The sequence below is a fragment of the Allobosea sp. 2RAB26 genome (assembly GCF_052115465.1).
Taxonomy (GTDB): Bacteria; Pseudomonadota; Alphaproteobacteria; order Rhizobiales; family Beijerinckiaceae; genus Allobosea.
In genome coordinates, this window is record NZ_JBFRGS010000022.1 from 1 (window position 1) to 26837 (window position 26837).

Below are 26837 nucleotides of genomic sequence, written 5' to 3' on the forward strand. Positions count from 1 at the left end.
GCGCCGGCGTCGTTCGTCGGATTCAGGAAGGCGTCGAACAGCGCCACCTGCTTCGGCTGACCGTCGGCATCGAGCACGGTCATGGTCTGGCCGATCAGGGAGTGACCGACCCGGTACACGGCCGCCGCGAACTCATGCGAGATGGCGGCTGTCGCATCCGGATTGTAGTCGCCGTGGCCGTGGCTGCCATCGCCCTTGATGCCGCCGATGAGATGATCGGCGAACTCGTCGAAGACGACGCGCTGGTACTCGGACTCGTTGATGATCTTGGCCGCCTGGAAGAGTTCCTCCTGCGTACCCTGGAAGCCGGCCTCCACCAGATTCTGGACGTGGAAGTTGTGATTGCGCGCCCAGATCGTGTGCATCGCGGTCAGGGAGAAGTTCTCGTTCGCCCGGCCGTCACCAGCGATGTAGTGGTCGAGCACGCTGATGAACGGATTGGCATCGAGSAGCAGCGCATGTCCGGTGCCCATGAAGTTGGACGCCATGCTCGCTGCCATCGTGGTGTTGATCACGCCGCCGTTGACCAGCCCGGCGAAATAGGTCTGGAAGGCGACCGGGCCGCCGGGCAGGCCGGTGAAGACGGTGTTGTTCTCCCAATGCTCGAGGATCAGCTCGCGCAGCGTCGGCAGCAACCGGAAGTTCGGGTCAGACGGATCCGGCCCTCCCGCCAGCAGCATGGAGCCGAGACCGCCATCGCCGTCGCCTTCGCGGAGGAACTGGCCGACGAGCCCGTTCGAGCCATAGGCCTGGTTCTGGTCCGCGAAGGGCGAAGTGCGGTTGATATGCTGGGGAACGCCGTCGACGATTTCGTCGACCGTGCCCCGGGTGAGATCGGCCGGGTTGCCTGATCCGGGCGCGCCGCTCCCGGGAGCCCCGATCTGAACCGTGCCGTTGCCACCCTTCGGCAGGAAGTCGAGGCCGTGGTCGAAATACTGGCCGAAGGCCATGAAGAATATATTGGCGTCGTTGCTGTTCTTCGGCAGGTCTGCTTCCTGCACTCCGAGGATATTGCTGATGTTGCGTGGATCGAGCCCTTCGAAGATCGGGTTGATCTTGTTGTTGCCGGTCGCCGCGTCGTATTCGCCATAGCGGGCTTCTGTCAGCCGGATGAAGTGCTCGTCCGCCGCGCCGTAATCGGGATGGGCGAGATTGTTGCCGTGGCCGCTGAGATCGCGGACGCCGGGCACCGTGTCGTCATCGCCGGGGACTTCCTGGCCGTTGACCAGGTGCTTCAGCCCGGAAAGGTCGCCGGCGGTGAGTTCGAACGCGCCGGTGACGCCGTCGCCTCCACCATCTCCGCCGCCATTTCCGCCACCATCGCCGCCGCCGTTGCCGCCGCCGTTGCCACCGCTACTGCCGGAATTCGCGAAGGTCGGCGACGCGCCGCCCGCCAGCGTTGCGAAGGTGATGGTATGGCCGCCATTCGTCAGGGTCGTCGTGCCGTTGCCGTTGTTCGTGCTCGTGTAGTTGGCGAGCGTCGAACCGGGCGCCAGCTCGATGACATCCTGAGGCCGCAAGGTCCCGATGATCGTGTCGTGACCGCCGATCGACTTGAAGACGATGCGATGTGCCGAGGTTAGCGCCGAGATATTGACGGTGTCGTCGCCCGTCGAACCATCGATCGTGATGGTGTTGGTGAACAATGTGGTCGCCGCGAAATTGCCGATGACCTGGAAAGTATCGCCGCCACCGCCACCGGTGATCTGGATCTCCTCGATATTCGCCAATTCCGCGACGACCGCGGCACCGCGTGTGATGACGATCTCGGTGGCTGCCGCCGTGACAGCAATGCCGGCAGCGATTGCATCGGCCCGGGCGTAGATCCGGAAAGCCTCTTGGCTCGCGTCGCCCACGATCCGAACGGTGTCGGTGTCACGGCCGCCGTCGATGATGTCACGCCCTTCGGTGGACCCGACGATGATCAGATCATCGCCGCGATCGCCAAGGATCGTGTCATTGCCCGGGCCGCCGTTGATGGTGTCGTCACCACGGCCGCCATCAATCGTGTCGTTCCCGGCCCCGCCATTGAGGATGTCGTTGTCGCGATCGCCAAGAATGGTGTCGTCGCCGTCGCCGCCATCGACCGTATCGGCCCCGCGGCCTGCATCGATCGTGTCATTGCCGCCAAGGCCGGTGATGGTGTCGTCGCCACGGTCGCCCGTGATCGTATCGTCTCCCGCCGTTCCCACGAGGACATCGTTGGCACGCGTGCCGACGATGGTGGTTGCCGGCAGCGGCGGGATATTGGTGCCGACGGTCGCTGTCGGGGCGGAGAACACCTCCTCGAGCACGCCATGGGCGTCCTGATAGACCACCCGCAGCCTGATCGGCAGTCCGTTCTCGCCATCGGTGACCGTGAAGCTCGGGCCATGCGCGCGCTCCACCTCGCCGGCGCCGAAGGTTTCGATATCGGCGAAACCGGTGCCGTCATCGACCTGCCAGAAGTAGGAAACCGGAACTGGAATATGGCCTAGGGGATTGCTGACGCTGATGTTGTCGGCGTCGAACAGAGTGTCCAGGTTCGCTTTCAGGACATCACCGACCTGAATGCCGATGTTGGTGGTTGTGCTATCAACGATGACCGGCCGCCCCACGGGAGCGTTGTTTCCAGCGACGACCACGAGCGACTGATCGACAAAAACCGCACCGCTACGCACGAGAGACTGATCGGTAAACTGCAGCCGCTCGATGTTCCGGAGCGTATCCGTCCCATCCGTCCCGACAGTGTCCGTGACCGTCACGGAGCCGTCGGCATTGATCGTGATCGTGTAGTTACCTCGCGGGCCGGAGAATTTGGCCGTATCGAAATCGGTGGTATCCGAGGTCAGGATCTCGCGAACGATCCTGAGCTGGCTGGGATTGTAGGTACCGTTCAGCATGAACGGGACCATCGGCTCCATGCTGTCGAACGAGGCGATCTCAGGACCGGATCCGTCCAGATTCTGCCGTACGCTGATGCGGACGTTCAAGTAGCGGTCACCGTCGATGACGTCGTCGCCGCCGCGCCCCTGGATGATGTCGCTGCCCTTGCCGCCGAGGATGATGTTGCCACCATCGAAGAAAGTAGCGCCGGGGGCGAGCGGAAGCAGGGCCCGCAAGCCGGTGATCAGGTCGAGATTGGTCATCACGCTGCCGGTCGCACCCGCCGTTGGCAGGGTGGTGGCATCGGAGTCATCGCCGTTGAGAACATCGCCGAAATCCGAGCCGGAAATGCCTTCGACGAAGTCGAAGCGGCTGAGCGAGGTCGACCCACCGGGAACCGGCGGTTGATCGAAGAAGCGATCGGAGATGTCGATATAGACGCCGGTGGTGTTGGGCTTGTAGGTCGCCCAGTCATAGCCGGAGCCGCCGATATAGCGGTCACCGAAGCCGGTCTTGCCGGCCATGATGTCGTCGCCGCCTTCGCCGTTGAACTTGTCGTTCTCGCCATCGCCGATGAAGACGTCATTGCCGATGACCGGGTCGTTGCCGAGCGGATCGAAATTGTCGCCAGGTGCGCCGTCGGAGGTGCCCTTCTCGATCCAGTCGTCGCCCTCGTTGCCCATATCCTGTTCATTGGCCTTGCTGCCGAGGATGAAGTCGTTCCCCTGGCCGCCGATCGCCTCCGATGCGTCCTCGCCGGTGACGATGAAATCGCTGCCGAAACCGCCAATGATCAGGTTGACGCCGTTGCCGCCATGGAGAACGTCGTTGCCGTCGCCACCCTGGATATTGTCGTCACCACCGGTGTCCGTGATGATGTCGTCGCCGGCGCCGCCACGCAGTTGGTCGTTGCCGTCGCCGCCCTCGATGCGGTCGTTGCCGCCATCGCCCCAGACGGTATCGTCGCCTTCGCTCGCAATCAGGATGTCATTGCCGGCGGTACCGCCGAGAACGACATGCTCGTCACCGGTATACTGCAGATAGTTGCTGTCGGGCCCGGCCGTATTCGGGTTGTCGCGAATGACGAGCGGAAGCAACGGATCGCCGTTTGTGGGGTCGTCGTTGCCGGTCGCGCCGAGCCCGGTGTGCTGCTTGGTCGGATCGACCTCGAGCGTGAAACCGGGTGTCGTGAAGACCACGCCGGGGAGATGGGTCGCCGACGAATTCGCCATGATCAGCTTGGCGAAGGAGTTGCTCTCGAGCTCCGCATTGAAGCTCAGGCCGGACGTGCGCTCGAGATAGTAGAAGCGGTCGCCATCCTGCAGCTTTTCGAGCTGGTTCTCGAAGATGAAGTTGAAGGTCGAGCCCAGCATGCCGCCGAAGGGCATCTTCTCCTCGGCGAGACCGCCGATCCAGAGATCGATGGCATCGACGCCGGTGATGGTGACACCATTGGCGCCGCTGGCCCAGGCCCCCGTACCGTTCAGGAAGTCGAGACGGTCGGCAGGTGCGCCGGCTCCACCGAGTACCAGCGACATGGCGGCCGCACGCTTGTCCACAAGTGTGGCCGCGCCCGTGATCGACGAATGCGTGCCGTAGGCGGCGATGAAGTTGATCAGCGAATCCGGGTGCTTCAGGCTCTGAACGAGATCCGCCCAGCTGGTGTATGGCTTGAGCTGGACTTCGCCGGTCGACGTATAGATTTGCCGACGGACTTCGTTCAGCGAGGGAATACCGACGTCCCGGCCGCGCGCGAGGTTGATCGCGGGAAGGTCGAGCGGCAGGCCGAGCAGGTTGTTGCGCAGCGCCTCGGTGACGAATTCGTCGATTTCGTTGCCGGCCTGGCGGGTCACGCCGCGGACGATCGCGCTGACTGCGTCTTCCGGATTGGCGCCGCTGGCAGCGAAGGCGAGCGGGTTCAGGAAGGCAGCGATCAGGCCCATCTGCTGGTCGGGATTGCTGGGATCGGACGAGACGACGTCGAAATCCGCAGTGAAGCGGTCGACCGTCTCGGTCAGCATCGAGTGGCCGAAACGATAGACCGTGTGCGCGAACTCCGCGACGATCGAGGGATCCAGGTCGACGTCATAGACCTGGGTCGGTGCGAAGAAGAGATCGACGTTCGGCTGGATCGTCCTCGCGAACTCCTCGAAGACCAGATGCTGATACTGCATCTCGGTGCCGAATTTCGCGGTCTGGAACAGGCGCTCGCCATTCCACTGCAGGGCCGCGATCTCTGCGGGTGTCGCCGGGAAGGTCGCCGGCTCGGTGCCGGAAATCAGCCATTCCTTGAGGAAGGTCAGGTCGCCTGAGGTCAGCACCGTGTTCTTGGTCTGCTCGACCAGCCGGTTATGCTCGGAGTGGAAGATCGCGTGGACGGCGGTGAGGCCGATATTCTCGTTCACGCGGCCGTCGCCGGCGATGTAATGCGCGTCGAGAAGCTCGTTGTCATAGGAGAGGTTGTTGCCTCCCGGACCGACGGGGACGGCATTTCCGGTATCCGTATCGGCGTCGGGCGCAAGGACACCGGCGTTGAACACCGGTACGGCGTTGTGCGCGATGTCGTTGAGGAAAGCATGGCCGGTGCGCACCGCGTTCGCGAGGCTGATCGGAGCTGCCGGATTGCCTTCGACAAGCGTGGTGACGTCATCGGCGTTGCCCGCAATGCCGTCCGGCCCATTGTTGACCCGCATAACAACCTGCGGGAAGCCATTCGGCCCCTTGATGAAATTGCCGTAGGCGTCGGTCGCCAGCAGCGGACCGCTGTCGATATCGGCGTCGGTGAGATTGATGCCGAGGATGTCGCGCGCCTGGGCCTTGACCACCTTCCAGGTCGCCATGCCACCGATTTCGGTGTCGTCGGTCGTTCCAAACTTCCCATCGGTGCCCAGATCGCGATTGGTGATCAGCTGGCCCGTCGCAACCGGATCGCCGGCAGCGTTGAGCTGATAGCCGCGCAGGAAGACCTGGTGCGAGGGATGCGAGGAATAGGTCTGGTTCTGGTCGACGAAGGGCGAGGTCGTGTTCGTGTGCTCGTGGATGTCGTCGGCATTGCCGAGGATCCCGTCCGGACCTGGCTGATTGGTGGCGCGGGTCAGGACCATGAAGTTGGTCGGGCTACCCGGAACAAAGAGCGGATCATCCGGCTGAAGTGGGATGAAGACCGTCCCGGAGCCGCCCTTGGTCACGAGATCGAGACCATGATCGAAGAACTGGCCGAAGAAGGTCATCCAGGCGTTGAAGGGCGCGGACAGGCCGGCATCCGGCGCAATGTTCGGGATTTCGAAGACCTGCTTGTCGTCCGCCGTTCCGAACTGGCCGTCGAGACCGGGGCTGGTCACAACGGTCAGGCCGAGGCCCTCGGCAACTCCGTTGAAGTTGGTTTGCGCTGCTGCAATCGCCACTGGATCGCCGCCGGCCTTCGCCAGGGTGAGTGCCTGGAAGGCAGCCGTGACCGCTGCGGAATCCGCCGCGATATTCTCCGATCCGGCATTGCGCAGCGCCGCCGCGATCGCAGCAGGGTTGTTCATGGTCTGGTCGACGATCAGGTTGCTGATCGTGCGCGGTTGCGAGTCGATCACCAGCCCGTTCGTCTGCTGATAAGTGGTGCCCCCCTGTGCACTATTGAACACAGGCGTCGTGACGCGCGGGAAGACGTTGTCGGCAGCGCCGAACGTGTCGCTCTGCTGCTGATTGAGCAGGTTGTTTCCGGATCCATCGACCGTGCGCAGGCCAAGCGGCACGCGCACATTCGGCAGCAGCGAGGTCAGCGGCGTACCGGCCGCATTCAATTCTGCGATCTTGATCTGGTCGAGGATGAAGTTGAGGTCCGAGCGCACCAGCATGATGCCCTCGCCACCTGCTGTCGCATCGACAACCGGGGTCGGCGCGACCGGCGGGGGAAGCGGCGCCCCCGCCGCGACTGCCACGGTAGGCGCCGAGAACACTGTTTCGGTGACGCCGTGGCCGTCGGTGAAGATCGCCTTCACGCGCAAGGACGAGCCGACGAGATCGGGCGTGACCTTGAAGGTCGTACCGTCGGCGCTCTGGAAGGCGAGATCCCCGAGCGGAAGCAGGATGATGTCCTCGAAGATACCGGAACCGGGATCCGCCTCGAACTGCCAGAGATAGGAGATCGAGCCGGGCAGGATGCCATTGGGGGCAGCGGCGCTTGTATTGCCGTCGGTCACGCCGGCGATTGAGACGTGCAGAAGCTGACCTGAGGTCGGCGTATTGTCAGGCGCGTTTGTCGCATCGAGAATGGCAAGTGTGCCGCTCGGGTTGAGGTTGAGGCCGACGCCATTTGGAAGCGTCACGCTCTGATCCGCAAATTGCAGTCGCTCGACATTGACGAGAGTATCGGTGCCGTCCGTGCCGACATTGTCGGTGACGGTGGTGATGCCATTGGCGTTCGTGGTGACCGTGTAGTCGGCCCTGGCACCGGAGAAGATTGCCGTGTCGAAGGCGTTATCGTCATCCTTGAGTTCGCGCACCGCCACCAGCTGACCAGGGTTCCAGACCCCGTTCAGCATGTTCTGCAGCAGTTGTGGCGCGACCATGCTGTCGAAGGTCGCAATCTCCCCACCGCTTCCATCGGCATTGGCCCGCACGCTGATGCGCACGTTCAGCCAGCGGTCGCCATCGATCAGATCGTCGCCGCCGCGGCCCTCGAGCAGGTCGCTGCCGGCGCCGCCGAGCATGATGTTGCCGGTGGCAAAACCCGTGGTCGAGAGGCCCGCCTGGTTAAGGAGCGCCTCCAGCCCAGTGATCAGGCCGACATTGGTCAAGGCGCCGCCCGTGGCGCCGCCATGATTGAGGATCGTGACCGCGTCGACATTGTCGCCGCGCAGGATGTCGGCAAAGCGCGAGCCGGACAGGCCCTCGACCTCGGCGAAGCGGTCGAGGATCGATGCCGGGGAGGCGGCCACGGGCTGGACGATGCCGGTGTTTGAGGCAGGCGTCTCGCCATGGGGCTGGGCCAGCGCGGCGAGCGTCAGGTCGACCGTGACGCCCTGATTGTCGTTCTTGTAGGTGACCCAGTCGAAGCCGGACATGCCGTCCATCTTGTCCTGGGCATCGCTGCCGACGAAGATGTCGTCGCCGCCCTCGCCGATGAACTCGTCGAAGCCGCCGCCACCGATGAAGATGTCGTTGCCGATGACGTTGTCGGCCAGAAGAGGCGCGAAATTATCGCCAGGCGCGCCATCCTGCGTGCCCTTCTCGATCCAGTCGTCGCCCTCGTTGCCGGTCGGCGGCAGGCTGGTCTTGGAGCTGTAGATGAAGTCGTCGCCGCGGCCACCGAATGTGGTCGAGATGTCCTCCATCGTGACGATGTAGTCCTTGCCGGCGCCGCCCAGGATCAGGTTCCCGACGCCGCCGACCATCATGTTGCCGGCGTGGATGACGTCGTTGCCATCACCGCCCTCGAGCCGGTCGTCGCCACCCAGGTCCTGGATGATGTCATCGCCAGCGCCACCCAGGATAGTGTCGTTGCCGTAGCCGCCCTGCAGGTAGTCATTGCCGCCATCGCCATAGAGCGTGTCGTCGCCGTCGCCGGAGATGATGACGTCATTGCCTGTGGTGCCGCCGAGGACGACATGGTCCTCACCGTTGTACTGGAGGTAGTTCGTGTCCGCGCCGGCGGTCGCCGGATTGTCGCGAACGACGAGGGCAACGACCTCGACGCCGTTGATCTCGATGCCGCCGGTCGGATCGGCACGGCCATCCGGGCCGAGCCCGGTATGCTGCTTGGTCGGATCGACTTCGAGCGTGAAGGTCGGCGTGGTGAAGATCGCGTTCGGCAGATGCGTCGCGTCGCTGTTCAGCATCACCAGCTTGGCGAAGGAGTTGTTCTCGAGCTCGGTGCCGAAATTCATGCCGGCCGTGCGCGACAGGTAGTAGAAGCGGTCGCCGTTCTGCAGCGATTCAAGCTGGGTCTCGAAGACGAAGTTGAAGGACGAGCCAAGCATGCCGCCAAACGGCATCTTCTCTTCCGCAAGGCCGCCGATCCAGAAATCGACATCGTTGAGACCGCCAAGCGAGCCGCCGGCATACGCACCGGTGGCGTTCAGGAAGTCGAGGCGGTCTGCGGGCGCTCCGGCTCCGCCCAGGACGATCAGCGTCGCAGCCGCGCGCTTGTCGGCCATCGTGGTCGCGCCGGTGATCGACAGATGCGTGCCGTAGGCCGCGATGAAATTGATCAAGGATTCCGCATGCTTGAGATGCCCGGCAAAGTCGGTCCAGCTGATATAGGGCTTGAGCTGGCTGTCGCCGGTCATCGCGAAGAATTCGGACCGCGCGTTGTTGAGCGAGGGAATGCCAGTGTCACGGCCGCGTGCAATGTTCAGCGCCGGCAGGTCGAGCGGCAGGCCGAGCAGGTTGTTGCGAAGGGCCTCGGTGACGAATTCGTCGATCTCGTTGCCGACCTGGCGGGTCACGCCGCGCACGATCGCACCCGTCGCCTGCTCGGGCGTCAGGCCGCTTGCGGCATAGGCGAGCGGATTGAGGAAGGCTGCAATCAGGCCGAGCTGCGGGTCGCCCCCGACGGTGTTGAAGTTCGGGTCGAAGCGATCGACCGTCTCGGTCAGCATCGAGTGACCGAAGCGATAGACCGTGTGTGCGAACTCCGCGAGGATGGCTGGGTTGATCGTGGTGTCGTAGCCGTTAGGCGCCAGGAATTCGTCGACCTGCGGCTGGACCGTGCGGGCGAACTCCTCGAACACCAGATGCTGATACTGCATCTCCGTGCCGAACTTGGCGGACTGGAACAGGCGTTCGCCGTTCCAGTCGAGCGCATCGATCTGGGCTTGAGTCACCGGGAAGGTCGTGGCCGGCGTATCGAGCCACTGGTTGAGGAAGGCGAGATCGCCGGTCGCCAGCGCCACGTCCTTGGTCTGCTGGACCAGGCGGTTATGCTCGGAATGGAACACGGCGTGGACGGCGGTGAGGCCGATATTCTCGTTCACGCGGCCGTCGCCGGCAATGTAATGCGCGTCGAGGAGCTCATTGTCGTATTGCGAAACGTTTGAGGTCAGCGTGACGTCATCGACGAGGACTTGGCCGCTCCCGGTGTGGATGACTTCAATGCGCAGGTGCTGTCCGTTGGCACCGCCTGGGACGGCGCCGGAGCTCAAGGTCACCGGCGCCCATGCGCCGTCCAAAGGCGTCGGGAGGGACGCCGTCGATAGCACTGTCGTATTCCCCAGATCGTCCACGGCGATGAGTCGCACGGTGCCACCGCCGAACCCCTGGTCGGTACGATCACCAACATTGAACGTCAGGGAATAGGTCCGGCCAGCTTGCAGGTCGATCCCGGTATCACGGCTCAACACCGCCCCGTTGTCCAGGAACACGACCTTGCCGCCGCCGTGCCCGGCATCTGGAGAAATGGATGGGATGGGATCATAGACCCCACCGAAACCCGAAACCTGCCAGCCGGGGGGATTGCCAAACCTGTAGTTGCCAAGAGGGTCAACATTGACGCCAGGCGCACCATTGCTCAGGTCGACCGACTCGAAGTTATCAGTGAACGTCGCTACGCCGATGCCGCTGTCGCCATCCGCCACCTTGCCGCCGGTCGGGTCAGCTGCATGCGCGATGTCGTTCAGGAAGGCATGGCCGGTGCGGGCAGCGCCAGCCAGGCTGATCGGCGCTGCCAGATTGCCCTCGGTGAAGCTGCCGTCGGTCATCATGACCAGCGGCATCCCGCCGGGGCCCTTGATGAAATTGCCATAGGCGTCGACGGCCAGCACCGGCACATTGCCGACATCGGCATCGGTGAGATTGATGCCGAGAACGTCGCGCGCCTGGGCCTTGACCACGGCCCAGGTCGCCATCCCACCGATCTCGACATCATCGGCGGTGCCGAATTTGCCGTCGGCACCGAGATTGCGGTTGGTGATCAGCTCGCCGGTCGCCACCGGATCGCCACTGGCATTCAACTCATAGGCACGCAGGAACACCTGGTGCGAGGGGTTCGAGGCGTAGGTCTGGCTCTGGTCGACGAAAGGCGAGGTCGTGTTGGTCGCAGCCTGGCCACCTGCAGCGCGGCTCAGGACCATGAAGTTCAGCCCGCCCGGGGTGAACAATGGGTCGTCCGCGTTCAGCGGAATGAAGACGACTTCGGTCTGACTCGTGGATTTGGTGACCAGGTCGAGGCCGTGGTCGAAGAACTGGCCGAAGAACGTCATCCAGGCGTTGAACGGAGCGGAGAGGCCGACATCCGGGGTGATGTTCGGGATGAAGTTGACTGGCTTGTCATCCGCGGTGCCGAAAATCCCGTCCAGCCCGGGGCTGGTGACGGTGCCTGATCCGGGGTTCTGCGCAGCAGCCGCGACGGCCGCCGGATTGTTGTTGGTCTGGTCGACGATCAGGTTGCTGATCGTGCGCGGCTCGGAGTCCACGACCCCGCCTGGAACACCATAATTGGTTCCGGCCTCGGCCGCCTGGAAGGACGGGTCAGTCAGGCGCGCAAACGCCAGGTCCGCGGCCCCGAATTCCGGGTGGGCCAGGTTGTTGAATGTACCATCGACGGTCCGCAGACCGAAGGGCACCTGGACGCTGGGCAGGATGTCAGTAAGGCTCTCGCCCTGAGCATTCCGCTCCGCAATCCTGATCTGCTCGAGGATGAATTCAAGATCGGAGCGAATGTACTGTACCATGATGCCCTCCTGGGGTGTCCAGGACCCCGTGTTGGCCTTGCCTGGGACAATGCTCCGCCGCTCGCGCCAAAGAGGCACGACGCTGGTTGCATCGTTTGCCAGAACTTGATCGGACAGCGCTTCAGCCCGTCATGGGCCTATCGCAGTGACAGCATGATGCCTGTCGGCACTACTGGTCGTTAGAGGACTATGTCGGACGTTATTTCCCGACCAGCGTCTGGGGCGCGCGACGGAGTTTGGTCTGGTCGTTCTTCCAGACCTAATTCCCTACACTACCGACCAAGGTCCCTAGCTCCTGCTGCCTCGGCGATGCCGACCTGCCGGACCGGTTCCCCCGAAGCCATTCCGGGACGCGGCCTCTTGCCCTCGCCGCCTGCCTATAGAGGGGGTCCATGCCCCCTCATCCAACAGCTGCGAGGTGGTCAGCGGTGATTGCAGACTGGGATGAAGGGCTTGCGGGGCGAGTCGCCAGCGATGGCTAACCCATAGCCTCGTTCGTGCGCGGGATGGGGGTAGGCGCCGCCGCGCATGCCGCGCCCCCCGCACAAGGAATGGTCGGGATAGCAGGGGTTTTCGGGATTTGCGCTCCCGTGCCACGGCTCCAGGGCGAGCTTGGTGCTGATCGGTATGGAGCGAGCAGGGTGCGTGAACGGCCCAGGAGCTATGAGCCGTCGCGCCGGCCACGCCTGGCAAGGCCGCGAGCCCGGCTGTGCGGTCGCGAATCGGCCATTCCGGATCAGGCCAACGCCGCCTGCCCCTCACGCAGACGCCGGGCAGAGCTGAGCCTGCCCGGCGTCGAAAGCTGCACCACAGCGTCAGCTGCGCGTTGCGACCCTGAGTTTGTTCGGGTCGCCCTCGGGCAGAACCTCGGGTTGTTTCCAGACGACACCGTTCGGTGTCGGGATCGGCGTCATCGTCACCTGGTACTGTGGTTGCCCCTTGTAGTCCGGGTCGCCGGGGGGCGGCGTCTGGAGCTGGTAGCGCAGCAGCATCGCGAAATCCTCATGGGTGGTGTTGTGGCAATGGCTGACATAGGCGCCACCGAACTCCCCGAACCGCACCTGGAACCTCACCCTCCCGGACGGCCGCAAGCGCCAGACATCCTTGCGGACGAGCCGCTCCGTTGCGGGAATGGGCGCGCTGCCCCGGTCCATGGTGACGCCCTCCTCGAAGTGGAGGTGGATGGGATGGTCCCAGCCACCCCCGCCATTGATCAGGGTCCAATGCTCCACCTCGCCCGGCTTGGGCATCAGCAGGGAGATGCGATTGGCGTTGAGCGAATGCGCCTTCTCGCCGTTGATCTTGATCGTCCAGGGGAAGGACTTGATGTCTCCGCATTCGGGTATGCACTGCCCGTCCGCCGTAGCGCGTGAATCCCCCTCTCCCGACCTGCCGAACTCGATCACCCGCTCACGCACCGGGGCTACGATCGGGATCTGCGTGGTCAGCGTCTTGACCCCTGATTTCCAGTCGGGATCGGCGAAATTGGCACTGCGATCGGCATCGAGCGGGTTGCTGGCATTGTAGACCTTGCCGGGATTGTCGACGCTCTGGACCTGGCTCACGACCCTGAACTCAAGGATGGGGCCGACGCACGGGTCATCGTCCCGTCCCTTGAACGCCTTCTCGATCGAGACGGCGCCCTTGGGCTTTCGCCCGTCGGTCTGTTCCAGCAGGTTCATGATGTAGACGCTGTCGCCCGGCGCAAAGGCGGAGAAATCGACGACGATATCGTAGCGCTCTGCCACGCCCATCTCGTCGGTCTCGGTCAGCAGAATCGGATTGACCACCAGGTTGCCGTCATTGGCGATGAAATAGAAGGGCACCTTCGTGCCCTGCGAAAAGCGCCTGCTCTTGTTGACCGCAAGCGCAAGCTTGACGAAGCGGGCCATGGCGGCGTTGAGGATGCGGAAGCGGTAGCGTCGCGGCAGCACCTCGAAATAAGGATAATAGGCACCGTTGACGCAGAGCATGTCGCCGAGGAAACCATCGGTATCGAAGATATCGAAGCGGCACTGGCCCCTGGCATCGAAGGCGGGATTCGAGATCGCGAGATTCACGTCGAAATCGAGATTACCCCATTTCAGCTGCGAGCCGCTCGGCAGCCGCAGGTTGATGCCGTCATTGAGATCCTCGCGTCCCCTGTCGGGCCCGCTATAGATGTTGCAGAGCGCGAAGATGCCCTTGTGCACATTCTCGGCGGTGAAGAAGAAGCGGTGATCGTGGAACCAGAGGCTGCCCTGGATCTCCCGGTAGTCGCCGGCGACCGGGACATAGCCTTCGTCATCGTCGGGCCCCGAGCATTTGCGCGAATAGTCGCGATCGCCCGTCGGCCACAGGCTCGGCATGTCGCGCCGGGCCATCGCCATGCCCCAGTGATAATCATAGAAGGTTCCGGGGAAATGATAGGCGTTGCAGGCACCATCGCTTTCGGCGCCGTTATGGGCGTTGTGGAAATGGATCGAGATCTCGTTCCGTCCGAAGCCGCCGTTCTTGGTCCGGTCGACCGGGAGATCATTGTAGATCCGGCTCAGAACCGGTTCGCCATAACGTGCCTTGATTAGGATCGGACGGCCGAGGCCCGTGCGCAGGCCATCCTTGCTCCCCGCCTGTCCGGGCTGGCGCGGACCGAAGGTCCACATCGCAGTCGCGTCCTGCTCGGGCATTTCCCCGCAATAGCGGCTGCCCGTGCCAATCTGCCCGAGGGACAATAGGTAGCCCTTTTTCGGATAGAGTTCCTCCCAGCGCTGATGCGCGAAGAACTCGCCGGGCGGGCGCCCTTCCATCGGTCCAACCCAGGTGACCGGGTTGCGATAGGCCGCACCGCCGGAGTTGCTGAAATCGGTATGGTAGGAAAAGTTCTTCGCCGGCAGTTCCTGGCCTCCCCCAGCAAACTGCCAGGCCGCATCGCCATTCGACAGGCGCTGAAGCGGAACCGGCTTCTGGACGTCTGGCCGCGGCATCGGGTCATGGAATTTGACAGCGCCGAAGTTCGGGCTGCGCGGGGCACCGGTCGGCACCTGGGCATATGCGCTCTTGGCGAAGGGGCTGAGCCCATTTTTCGCGACCAACAACCCGCCGGCGGTAAAGTATCCCCACCGCAACAGGTCACGTTTGGTGATCTGCCCCACCGAAAGGGCCTTCACGATATCGAGCCGGTTCTCCAGAGCCCTCTCAGCTTCCTTCAACCGGATGCCAGTGGTCTCGCGCGAGAGATACATACCTCTTCCCCTTTTCCGGACTGAACCAAGGCGCGCCTCGACGCTAACCTTTAGTTCGGCCAGACGCGGTTCAGTAAGCGGAAAAGGTCTGACCAAGTATGCAACCAAAGTCCCTAGTCCTTGGCGCCTTATTGCGTCGCATCACATCAATTCACTGAGATACGCCTATCGATCAAAATGAACCAACCCGAACTGTCACTCAATCACAACGGTCGAGAGCGGGAATTTCGCCTCGGTAATTACCACCACAAATTACCTATAAATTACATGTAAACATACATATGTTAAAATTTATACGCAAATATACGCACATCACTGGCGAAGCAATCAAGCAATAGATTACATGCAAGCCAACATCGACCCGCCCCTACGGTACTTCTGCAATGCGCAGAGTATTCATGACCTTCGACGCTATCCCGTGACCGCCACCGACAGTGCGAGACCCATGCGGGCGGCAGGTGCGGCTGCCTAAGTTTCAGGCAGCGGACCCGGACGAATCCGCGAACGGCGCAACGCCGCCGCGCGATCACCGCCTTTGGGCTCGATGAGCCCGGGTGCACTGCACAATGAAAGCTTGGCAAGGCAGCATGAGTCATGCTGCCATGGCCGCGAACGCCACCTGTCGGCCCTTTTCCTCGCGAGGCGCCCGTGCCTGTCACCGCCATCGATCCGCGGCCAAATCCAATCGCCGGCCCCGCCGACGCCCAGCCCCTGTTCGAGGATATCCGGCTGCTCGGACAGATCCTCGGCGACACCGTCCGGCAGCAGGAGGGCGAGCAGACCTTCGAGCTGATCGAGGCGATCAGGCGACTCTCGGTCACCTTCCAGCGCAAGGCCGATGTCGAGGCCGGTCGCGATCTCGATACGCTGCTGGCGCGATTGAGTCCGAACGAGACCGTTTCGGTCATTCGCGCCTTCACCTATTTTTCGCATCTCGCCAATCTCGCCGAGGATTGCCACCAACTCCGCCGGCAAGCCGATCTCGAGGCGATTGACGCTCATCCCGATGGCAGCCTGGCGCATAGTTTCGACCTGTTCGCGCAGGCCGGGGTCAGGGCGCCGGCGATCGAACGCGCCCTCTCGCGCAGCCTGGTGTCGCCCGTGCTCACCGCGCATCCGACAGAGGTTCAGCGAAAGAGCATTCTCGACGCCGAGCGCACCATTGCCGAGCTGCTCGCCGCCCGGCCGACTCTGCGCGGCGCGCGCGCACGCGCCCGCAACGAGACGGCGCTGCGGGCTAGCATCGCCCAGCTCTGGCAGACGCGGCTGCTGCGTTACTCCAAGCTCGCCGTGCGCGACGAAATCGAGAACGTGCTGAGCTATTATCGCGCGACGTTCCTGCACGAGATCCCGCGCCTCTATGCCGAACTCGAGGACCTGCTCGGCGCCCGCGTGCCGAGCTTCTTCCGGATGGGAAGCTGGATCGGTGGCGATCGCGACGGCAATCCCAATGTCACCGCCGAAACCCTGCTGATGGCGGTTCGCCTCCAGGCCGAGACGGCGCTGCGCCACTACCTGACCGAGGTTCATGAGCTCGGTGCCGAGCTGCCGGTTTCCTACGCGCTGGTCGGCTGCACGCAGGCGCTGCGGGACCTCGCCGATCGCTCGGGCGACGACAATCCCCACCGCACCGATGAACCCTATCGCCGCGCCCTGATCGGCATCTACGCCCGGCTGGCTGCGACCCTGCGCAAGCTGACCGGCACCGAGGCGCTCCGTCATGCGGTGGCGCCGAGCGCGCCCTATTCGGCGCCCTCGGAGTTCGTGGCGGAGCTACGCATCATTGCCGATAGCCTGCGATCCCACCATGGCGGCCTGCTCCTGGGAGCGCGGCTCTCGCCCCTGCTGCGCGCGGCGGAGGTTTTCGGCTTTCATCTGGCGAGCATCGATTTGCGCCAGAGCTCGGACAAGCACGAGGCGGTCATGGCCGAGCTCCTGGCCGTGGCCCGCATCGAGCCACGCTATGGCTCGCTCGACGAGGACGCCAAGCGCACCTTGCTGCTCTCCCTGCTGGCCGATCCGCGCCCGCTGCGTGTGCGCAACGCCGCCTACACCCCGCAGACCGAGGGAGAGCTTGCGATCTTCGAGGCGGCAAAACAGGTCCGCGCCGATTTCGGCAGCGATGCCATCCGCCACTACATCATCAGCCACACCGAAACGGTCAGCGATCTGCTGGAGGTCGTGCTGCTGCAGAAGGAATGCGGCCTGATGGCGGGCACGCTTGCGCCCGGCGAGGCGACCCAGGCCCGTGTCGAGCTGATCGTGGTACCGCTGTTCGAGACCATCGGCGATCTGCGCGCGGCCGAGCCGATCATGCGCGGCTTCTACGACCAGCCCGGCATCGAGGCGCTGATCCGCAATTCCGGCGGCGAGCAGGACATCATGCTCGGCTACTCCGACAGCAACAAGGATGGCGGCTACTTCACTTCCAACTGGGAACTCTATCGCGCGTCGACGGCTCTGGTTCGCTTTTACGAGGCCAAGCCGGGGCTGACACTGCGGCTGTTCCATGGCCGCGGCGGCACTGTCGGGCGTGGTGGCGGGCCGAGCTACCAGGCCATCCTCGCCCAGCCTTCCGGCACCGTGAAGGGGCAGATCCGCCTGACCGAGCAGGGCGAAGTGATCAATGCCAAATATGCCAACCCGGAGATCGGACGGCGCAACCTGGAAACCCTGCTGGCAGCGACGCTGGAGGCCACCCTGCTGCAGCCGCGCAACGAGGCGGCGCCTGAATTCCTCGACACCGCAGCCGAACTCTCCGTGCGCAGCATGGCCGCCTATCGGGCGCTGGTCTATGGAACCGCCGGCTTCACCGACTACTTCTATTCAGCCACGCCGATCACCGAGATTGCGGAGCTGAATATCGGTTCGCGCCCGGCGTCGCGAAAGGCGACGCGCTCGATCGAGGATTTGCGCGCGATCCCCTGGGGTTTCTCATGGGGCCAGAGTCGCTTGGCCCTGCCCGGCTGGTTCGGTTTCGGCTCCGCGGTCGAGGGCTTCATCGCCGCCGCGCCGGCCGAGCGCATCGCGCTGCTGCAGCGCATGAGCGCGCAGTGGCCGTTCTTTCGCACGCTTCTGTCCAACATGGACATGGTCCTGGCCAAGGCCGATCTCGGCATCGCCCGGCGCTACTGCGATCTCGTCCCGGATCGCGAGCTTGCCCAGCGCATCTTCACCGAGATCGAGGCAGAATGGACCCGGACGGTTCAGGCGATCACGACCATTACCGGCGAAACCCAGCGCCTGGCCGATAACCCGGCCCTGGCGCTCTCCATCATCCACCGCTTCCCCTATATCGCCCCGCTCAACCATCTCCAGGTCGAGCTCCTGCGCCGCTGGCGCTCGGGCCAGATCGACGAGAAGGCCCGCCGCGGCATCCTGATCTCGATCAACGGCATCGCTGCCGGGCTGCGCAATACCGGGTGAGCAGCGCGCGTCAGTCCGACAGTGTCGGCCCCGGAAAGTGCCGGGGCGACGACGCTACGGCACCGCGGAGATTTCCGACGAGACCGAACGATCGCGCCCCTCGTTCTTGGCGCGGAAGAGCGCGAGATCGGCGGCATTGACCAGTTTCGCCGGCTCTCCGCCTTCGTGAGGCATCGTCGTTGCCATGCCCACACTGATCGTGACCCGGCCCGTGCCGTGCGCGATGTTCAGATCCCGTACGCCCTGAACCAGCCGTTCCGCCACATATCTCGCGCCTTCCTGCGGCACATCCGTCAGAATGACGACGAACTCCTCGCCGCCGAAGCGCGCCGCCAGATCGGTCGAGCGAGTGCAGCCGCCCTGGATCACGCTGGCGACCTGCTTCAGCACCTCATCGCCGGCGAGATGGCCATAGGCGTCATTGTAGCGCTTGAAGTGATCGACATCGATCATCAGGACAGACAGCGGATGCTGCGTGCGCAGGCAACGTCTCCACTCCGCCGCAAGGTACTCGTCGAAATAGCGGCGGTTACCCAGTCCGGTCAGCCCGTCGATCCGCGTCAGGCGCTCGAGCTCGAGATTGACCCGCATCAGCTCGCGCTGGCTTTCGCGCAGCGCCCGATAGGCCTCGTCGCGCTGGACATGATCGAGATAGGCGCGGGTGTGGTAGCGCACCCGCGCGATCAGCTCGAGCTTGTCGGGGAGCTTGACGAGATAGTCGTTCGCGCCCGCCTGGAAGGCCTCGCTCTTGGTCGCGGGATCTTCCTTGGTCGAGAGAACGATGACGGGAACATTGTGGATCGAGGGGTGCTTGCGATACTGCCGCACCAAGTCCAGCCCGTCGACGCCCGGCATCACGAGATCCTGCAGGATCACGGTCGGCTTCACCTGTTCGGCCACCTTGATCGCCGCCAAGGGGTCGGTGCAGTAGTGGAAATCGAGATCGGGCTGGTTGGCCAGCGCCCGCCGCACGGCTTCGCAGACCATGACCTGGTCATCGACGAGCAGGATCATGGACATGTAACTGTCCGCCGGCGGGGGCACGGAAGACATGGTGAGGGTCGGTTCGCCTGTCATCAAGACAACCTCTTCAGAACGACTGACGGCACGCCTCGACAAGGCGTGGCGCAATCGCGGCAAGTGGTAGAATTTCGGAAGCTGCATCGATCGCAGCGGCCGCCTTGGGCATTCCGTAAACGGCGCTCGTCGCCCTGTCCTGTGCCAGGGTCAAGTATTTCCTGTCGCGCAGGAGCTTCAACCCGCGGGCGCCGTCCCTGCCCATGCCGGTCAGCAACACGCCCACCAGATCTCCCTGCCACCATTGCGCAACACTCTCGAAGAACACATCGACCGATGGCCGGTAGACGTAGTCGCGCGGTTCGGACCTATAGCCGAGGTCATGGCCCGATTTGAAGACCAGGTGATCGCCACTTGCCGCGATCAGCACGGTCCCGGGTTCGGGCCTGTCGCCTTCGATGGCGGGGCGCACGGAAAGAGCGGTGTGCTGGCCCAGCCAGCTGGCGAAGCCCGGCACGAATTGGGCATCGAGATGCTGGACGAGAATGAGAGCAGCGCGAAAGCCGCGCGGCAGTCCGGCCAGGAGTGTGGCCACGGCAGCGGGCCCCCCCGCCGACGCACCGATCGCGATCAACTGCTGCGCCGACGGTGCAGCGGTGCGGGCCGGCGCCGGCGTCCGGACGACGGGCGCGACATCACGCGAGAGCCGGCCGATCATCGCGATCCTGGCAAGCAGCGCCGCCGATTGAGCCTGGCCATTGCCGTCGGCCCCCACGGAGGGAATGTCGACCGCGTCCAATGCGCCATGGCCCATGGCGTCATAGACGCCGGAGACATTGGCATCGACGCTCGCGGTCACCAGCAGAATGGGACAGGGCGTCTCTGCCATGATCCGCTGGGTGGCCGCGACGCCATCCATCTCGGGCATGTTCAGATCCATCAGGATCAGATCCGGCCTGTCGCGTCGGCACGCCTCCACCGCCTCGAGCCCGTTCACCGCGATCCAGGCGACCGCATGCTCGGTTGTCGAAACAACGATGCGCCGGAGCAGCTCGACCGCCATCGGCAGATCATTGACGAGGCCGATCCTCATGAACCTCTCTCCGTGCTGCCGCTCAGCCCCATGGTTCACCGATCAGGTCGGCAACGGCATGGATCAAAGTCTCGTCGTGGAAACTGCCCTTGGTCAAATAATAGTCCGCACCGGCGTCGAGCCCGCGGCGGCGGTCTTCTTCCCGGTCCTTGTATGACACGATCATGACCGGCAGGCTCCGAAGCCCGCTATCCTTCTTGATCAGTGTCACGAGCTCGATGCCGTCCATGCGGGGCATGTCGATATCGGTGACCACGAGATCGAACGGCTCGGATCGGACGGCGTTCCAGCCATCGATGCCGTCGACCGCGACCTCGACCTCGTAGCCGTGATGATCGAGCAGCTTGCGCTCCAGTTCGCGCACGGTGAGTGAATCGTCGACGACCAGGACGCGCTTGCGCCGCTTCTGGCCCACGCTGGCGACCACGCGCTCCAGGGTCTTGAGCTTGCCGGTCGAGGCGAGCTTTTCCATCGAGCGGATCAGATCATCGACGTCGAGGATCAGGACGGGTGAACCATCCTCCATCAGGGCCGCAGCGCTGATGTCCTTGACCTTGGCGAGCCGTGGATCGAGCGGACGGACGACGAGATCGCGCTCACCAAGGAAGCGGTCGACGACCAGCCCATAGGCCCCGCCCCCCTCCCCGATCACGACGACAGCGAGATCGACCGAACCCGATTGCGGTTCGTCACGCCCCAGGACCTCATGCGCCGTGACCAGTCCGACCTGCCGCTCCTCGAAGCGGAAATGCGGCCTGCCCTCGAGGATCTCGATCCGCTCCCGCGGCAGCATCAGCGTCCGCGTGATCCCGGCCAGCGGAAACGCATAGGGTTCGCCATCGATCTCGACGAGCAGGGCGCGGATCACCGAGAGCGTCAGCGGCAACTGGAGCTGGAAACGCGTCCCGGCGCCGAGCTCCGACGAGACGGTCACCTGCCCCCGGACCTGGCGTGCCATCGCCTGCACGGCATCGAGGCCAACGCCGCGTCCGGAAATGTCACTGACGCTACCCTTCATCGAAAAGCCAGGCAGGAACAGGAACTCCAGGAGTTCGGCCTCGCTCAGGCTCTGCGCCGTCTCGGCCGTCGTCAGCCCGCGCCTGCTGGTCGCAAGGCGCAGCGCGTCGAGATCGATCCCGCGGCCATCGTCGACAACGATGATCTGCAACAGCCCGGCATTGTGCCGGGCCTCGAGCTTGATCAGGCCTTCTTCCGCCTTTCCTGCGGCCCGCCGCTCCTCGGGAGGTTCGAGCCCGTGATCGACGGCGTTGCGCAGGAGGTGCCCGAGCGGGGCATCGAGTTCCTCGAGGATGTCGCGGTCGATGCTCGTCGAGCCGCCGACGATCTCGAGGCGGACCTTCTTGCCCAGGGTTCGCCCGATATCGCGGACGGTCCGCGAAAAATGCCGGACGCCATCGTCGAAGGGGCGCATCCGGCTGGCGAGCGTCTCGTCATAGAGCCGATTGGCGAGATCGGTGGCGCGCCGGTCGACGGCATCGAGCTCGTCGAGGCGCTGCGCCAGAATAGCCTGGCTTTCCCCGAGCTTGAGCTGAGCCTCGGCGAGCGCCTGCAGGGCCCTGACATCCGTCGTCACCGCCGGCATCGCGGCGCGCAGCGCGTCAAAGCTCTTGGCAAGATCGGTCTGGACGCGCCTGAGGCGCAAGAGCCCATCGTTGAACGGTCTGAGGCGCCGGGCCGACATCAGGGACTCGCCCGCGAGCCCGAGCAGCCGGTTCAGGCTTTCTGCCGTGACGCGCACCATGCGGTCCGACCCCGGGCTTCCCGGCGTCTGGGATAGCGCCGGCGCGGATCCGGCAGCCGGCTCCTGGGCTCGAGCGGGCGGAGCTTCGCTGGAATGATCTCTCTCCGGAGCCGCCGCAGGGAGCTCGTCATTCACGTCCGGCCCCGAAGCCGAGGAGCCAGGCTGCTGAAGCGCCTGCGCGAAGCCTGCGATTCTGCGCTGGATCTCCTCTTCGCCAGGTCCCGGCTCAGTGGCGATCGCGGCCAGCAGATCGACGCCCTTCAGAAGCGCATCGATATGGGCGTGATTGAGCCTGACCTGCCCGCGCTGGGCAGCAACGAAGCACTCCTCCATCTCATGCGCCACCTGCACCGCAGGCGTCAGATCGATGATCCGGGCCGCGCCCTTGAGCGAATGGGCGGCGCGCATGCAGGCTTCGAGATGAACGGCCGCGACAGGATCGCGCTCAAGCGCCAGCAGGCCCGCGGTCAGCGCCTGCGACTGCGAGTCGAGTTCGGCACGAAACAGGTCCAGCATCGAGAGCTGGCTGAAATCCTCGCCGCTCATGCGATACTCCGGTCGATCATGGCGAGCAGCGGCGCCTCATCGAGGCAGCCGACCGTGCGCCCGTGCCAGGACAGCATGGCCAGGATGACGGTCGAGGCCGATTTGCCGATCGTTGCCGGCACCGCGATCAGGTCGCGCTCCCCATAGGAATGCATACCGTGCACCTCGTCGACCTCGAAGGCGACGCGCCTCTCATCCCTGCCAATCACGATCAGACGGCGAAACACGGCGATCTTGCCACCGCCTGAACTCTGCCCGCCCGTGTTGATGCCGAGGAGCTCCGGCAGCGACATGCAGATCAGCAGTTCGCCCCGGACATTGACGATCCCCAGCACTGCGCCGGTCCGGCGATGGGGCAGCGAATGGATGCGGCGCGGTTCCGCGATCTCGTGACAGGTCGTCGTCGGGAGACCGAGCCATTCCTCTCCCAGACGAAAGAGAACGACGCTGCGAGCCCCACCCTCGGCCTCGGGGCGTTCTGCAGCTCTCGCGAAATGCTGTGCCCATTCCTCGGAATAGCCCGCAGGCAAGGGGCGATCGAGCAGACTGCGTGCGATCTCCGCATGGGTCGGGCAGTTCCGACAATGCAGATGCTCCCGCAATTCCGGACAGGACCTGTCCCCGCTGACACCGATCTGGCGCCAGCACTCATTGATGCCCTGTCCCTGCTCCGTCGCTTGCATGCCAGCCGTGACGGACATCAGACGTCACTCCTCTTCGCAATCCGGTCGAGCCGGTCGGTCAGCGCCTTGGCTCCGGCCTTGTCGCCTTGCCGCTGCAGCAGGAGCTTGAGCTGGACGAGCGCCTGACGATGGTCGGGCGCAAGATACAGTGCCTTCCGGTAATTCTGGATCGCGTCCGACGGCGCATCATCCGCATCATGGGCGAGGCCAAGCAGGTAGAAGACCTCCGGTGACGGCCCGAATTCCTCGAGATGGCTCGCAGCGGCGCGCTTGACCTCACCGAGGCGGCCGGCATTGGCGGCGTGCTCGATGGTGGCAAGGCTCTTGGCTGCCGGGTCGGGCGCCGGCGAAGCTGCCTCTCCTGGCGCGGTCTTCTGCGCGAAGGGGCGCACGCGCGGAGGCGGCGCGATACGCCGTGGCGCTTGTGCGGGCAGTGGCGTCGGACGCGACCTCCGTACGGGAGCCGCTGCCGGCTCTTGCTGCACAGCGCTTGCCTTGATGAAGGCGAAGGCCCTGGGGAAGCGCACCGAAGCGAAGCCATGCAAGGTCGGCAATCCGGATTCGGCCGGCCCCACCAGCAACAGGCCCTTGTCCGCGAGCATCTGCCTGAGCCGGTCCAGTGCCAGCCCCTGCGTCTCGCGATCGAAATAGATCAGCAGGTTGCGGCAGAAGATGACGTCGTAAGGTTCAGGCCTCGGCTGCGGGACCGGCCCGAAAAGGTTGCCGAGCGTGAAGCAAACCTGCCGGCGGACGCGCTCATGCGGGCGGAAGCCGCCTTCGACCGCATCGAAATGCCGGTCGCGATAGCCGAGTTCCTCGCCACGGAAGGAGTTGCGCCCGTAGACGGCACGTTCGGCATAGACGAGATTGCGCGTGCTCACATCGACGGCGTCGATGCTGAATTCCCTTGCCTCGAAGCCCGCGTCGAACAACGCCATCGCCATGGAATAGGGCTCCTCGCCCGTCGAGCATGGCAGGCTCAGAAGTCTGAGCGGCGCGCCCGAACCCCGGCTTTCGCGAGCCTGGCGCGTCATCGCCGCGAAGGCCTCGCGATCCCGGAAGAACCAGGTCTCCGGCACGACGACCGCATCGATCAGCTCCTGACGCTCGGTGCGGTTCTCGCTGAGATAACTCCAATAGGTGTGGAGGTCCGGCATCTCGCAAGCGGTCATCCGTCGCTTGAGCGCATGACGAATTACCGAGGCGCCGACCGTCTCGCTGCTGAGCCCGATCATCTCCCTGAGAAGCTGTTCGAACGCCCCTGTGCCCATGGCCCTGTCCATCAGGAATGCGTCGCGGGCTGCTGGAACAAGATCTCACGGATCGCCGGGGATAGCAGGGCTTCCGCCCGGATCCTCTGGATCAGCCCCCTGTCGTCGGAAGCGACCGGGCCGAGATAGGGAGGCATTCCAGCCTCGACACCCGTAGCCACGAAATCCGCCGGATCGCGCTCGACGGTCTCGATCGCCCGCTCGGCGACGAGACCAAGCAAGGCGTGCTCGCCTGCACCGACCGGATAGCGCACGAGGATGATCCGCGTGCTCAGCAGGGGCGCAGCAGCGCGCCCGAGCGCGAGCAGGCTGAGATCGATCAAGGGCACTGGTGCGCCCCGGTAGTTGATGGCTCCGACGACGCCGACCGGCGCAGCCGGCAGGGCTTTCACGGTGAGCAGGGGCAAGACCATTTCGACCTGCCCGGCATCGAGCAGATAGCGGTCCTGACCCAGGCGGAACATCAGAAACAGCATCGGACGGGGCTCGGCTCGCCTGCTCCTGCGACAGCATCAGACCGGATATCAAATCCAGTCTGATGCTGTCGCACTTTGTCTTTGCATCCGCTTTTACGAAAACCGGTATCCACTTTTCGGGCCGATGCTCTACGCGCGAAGTTTGAAACGCGAGATGCTGCTGCGCAGCCCGCTCGAGACCTGGTTCAGTTCGTCGATCGCGAGCGTGGATTGCTGCAGCGACTCGACCGTCTGCTGGGCGGCTTCGCTGAGCTGCGACAGGGCTTCGCTGATCTGGCCGGCACCGGTTGCCTGCGCCTGCATGCCCTCGTTTGCCACCTCGAAGCGCGGCACCAGCCCCTGCACCTGTTCGATGATCTCCGACAGCTGCCCGCCGACCTGCTGCACCTCCTGCATGCCGCGGCGCACCTCCTCGGAGAACTTGTCCATGCCCATCACGCCGGCTGCGACGGCCGACTGGATGTCCTTGACCATTTGCTCGATGTCGTAGGTCGACACCGCTGTCTGGTCGGCGAGGCGGCGGATCTCCGTCGCCACGACCGCAAACCCCCGGCCGTACTGACCGGCCTTTTCCGCCTCGATCGCGGCATTCAGCGAAAGCAGGTTGGTCTGGTCGGCGACCTTGGTGATGGTGGTGACGACCTGATTGATGTTGCCCGCCTTCTCGCTGAGGATCGCGAGCTTGGCATTGATCGCGCCGGCCGCCTCCATGACGTGGCGCATCGTCGTTTCCATGCGCGACAACCCGGCCTGCCCGCCTCCGGCAAGCACCGCAGTCTGCTCGGCGACCACAGAGACCTCGTCCATGGTGCGCACGAGCTCGTTCGAGGTCGCGGAGATTTCCTTGGCGGTCGCGCCGATTTCCGTCGTCGTCGCGGCGATCTCGCTGGCCGTCGCCTGCTGCTCCTTCGAGGTCGCAGCGACTTCGGTGATCGAGGTGTTGACCTGGATGCTGGATTTCTGAACCTGGCCGATCAGGCCGGCGAGATCGTCGGCCATGGCGTTGACGCCGTCGGCCAGCGTGCTGAACTCATCGCGACGCTGGAGCTCGAGCCGCGCGCTGAAATCTCCGCGGCGCATGAGATCGACGATGCCGAGCAGCTTTCCGAGCGGCACGGTGATGGCGCGAAACAGCAGGTAGCCGCACAGCGCCGCGAGCGCGAGCGCGACCAGGAAACTGACGGCCAGGCCCAACTCCGCCGTACGCACGATCGAGACGATGCGCTGGGTCGATTCATCGGCCTCCGACTTGTTGTACTCGACCATCGCCTGCAGGCTTGTCCGCAGCTTGGCAGCAATCGGCTCGAACTCGCTCCGGACTGCGCCGCGCTGGTCAAGAGCCTGACCGCCGGCCGCAGCCTGTTTGCCTGCGGCCACGATCGCGTCTTCGGCCGGAAGGACCTGGTCGAAAAGCTGTTTGACCAGGGCATAGTTCTGGCGATCCTGCTCGGAGTCGAGCGTGCCTTCATAGGACTTCAGCAGGCCGCGCAGCTGATCGCGATTGGCGAGCATGGCGTCGGCAATCCTGGCCTTGTCCGCGGCCACGTCCTCGAGCACGAATTCGCGCAGGAGGCTGCTGGCCTCCGTCCATGTCGTCATCAGCCGGGTGCTGAAATAGAGAGCCGGCACCGTGTTGGTTTCGACCCTGGCCGCTTCGCGCTCTGTCTGAACGAACCAGAGATAGGAGATGGCGGCCATCGCCGACATCACCGCCAGGACCGCAGCAAAACTCACGAGAATGCGGCGGCGTATCGTCAGGCTCTTCATCAGGTTCGTTCCATCGTCCAGACACGCATCGAGGAGCAGCGTCGGTTCGA

General features: G+C 64.3%; 10 protein-coding genes. 1 reads left to right on the plus strand and 9 read right to left on the minus strand.

Translation table 11 applies throughout. The annotated features are described in order from the left end of the window. Positions 1-11525 (minus strand): peroxidase family protein (locus AB4118_RS29125; RefSeq protein WP_441493037.1); only part of this gene is annotated, 11525 nt, incomplete at its 3' end. Positions 11526-12340: 815 nt separating this feature from the next. Continuing rightward, on the minus strand, positions 12341-14746 hold the full coding sequence (locus AB4118_RS29130; RefSeq protein ID WP_441493038.1) for a multicopper oxidase domain-containing protein: 2406 nt from the start codon (positions 14744-14746) through the stop codon (positions 12341-12343). Positions 14747-15340: 594 nt separating this feature from the next. Here AB4118_RS29130 and ppc point away from each other — a divergent pair. Beyond that, positions 15341-18172, plus strand: coding sequence for a phosphoenolpyruvate carboxylase (gene ppc / locus AB4118_RS29135; protein ID WP_441493039.1), 2832 nt, complete (start codon positions 15341-15343; stop codon positions 18170-18172). A gap of 54 nt (positions 18173-18226) precedes the next feature. Here ppc and AB4118_RS29140 read toward each other — a convergent pair whose 3' ends face one another. The 7 genes from AB4118_RS29140 to AB4118_RS29170 all read right to left on the minus strand — a co-directional run bounded on the left by AB4118_RS29140 (position 18227) and on the right by AB4118_RS29170 (position 26787). Continuing rightward, positions 18227-19192: a diguanylate cyclase gene (locus AB4118_RS29140; RefSeq protein WP_441493040.1), complete on the minus strand. Its 966-nt coding sequence runs from the start codon at positions 19190-19192 to the stop codon at positions 18227-18229. A gap of 70 nt (positions 19193-19262) precedes the next feature. Beyond that, positions 19263-20282, minus strand: a complete 1020-nt coding sequence (gene cheB, locus AB4118_RS29145; RefSeq protein WP_441493041.1) for a chemotaxis response regulator protein-glutamate methylesterase — start codon at positions 20280-20282, stop codon at positions 19263-19265. Positions 20283-20304: 22 nt separating this feature from the next. Next, entirely contained in the window at positions 20305-22590 is a 2286-nt protein-coding gene (locus AB4118_RS29150) for a hybrid sensor histidine kinase/response regulator (protein ID WP_441493042.1), read from the minus strand. After that, positions 22587-23291: a chemotaxis protein CheW gene (locus tag AB4118_RS29155; protein WP_441493043.1), complete on the minus strand. Its 705-nt coding sequence runs from the start codon at positions 23289-23291 to the stop codon at positions 22587-22589. Before AB4118_RS29155 ends, AB4118_RS29150 begins: the two co-directional genes overlap by 4 nt. Beyond that, the gene (locus AB4118_RS29160) at positions 23291-24544 is read right to left on the minus strand and encodes a CheR family methyltransferase (protein ID WP_441493044.1); all 1254 of its coding nucleotides are present in this window, start codon (positions 24542-24544) and stop codon (positions 23291-23293) included. The genes AB4118_RS29155 and AB4118_RS29160 overlap by 1 nt, the downstream gene beginning before the upstream one ends. 11 nt (positions 24545-24555) lie before the next feature. Further along, the gene (locus AB4118_RS29165) at positions 24556-25020 is read right to left on the minus strand and encodes a chemotaxis protein CheW (RefSeq protein ID WP_441493045.1); all 465 of its coding nucleotides are present in this window, start codon (positions 25018-25020) and stop codon (positions 24556-24558) included. Positions 25021-25149: 129 nt separating this feature from the next. Further along, on the minus strand, positions 25150-26787 hold the full coding sequence (locus AB4118_RS29170; RefSeq protein WP_441493046.1) for a methyl-accepting chemotaxis protein: 1638 nt from the start codon (positions 26785-26787) through the stop codon (positions 25150-25152). Between the last annotated feature and the right edge of the window lie 50 nt (positions 26788-26837).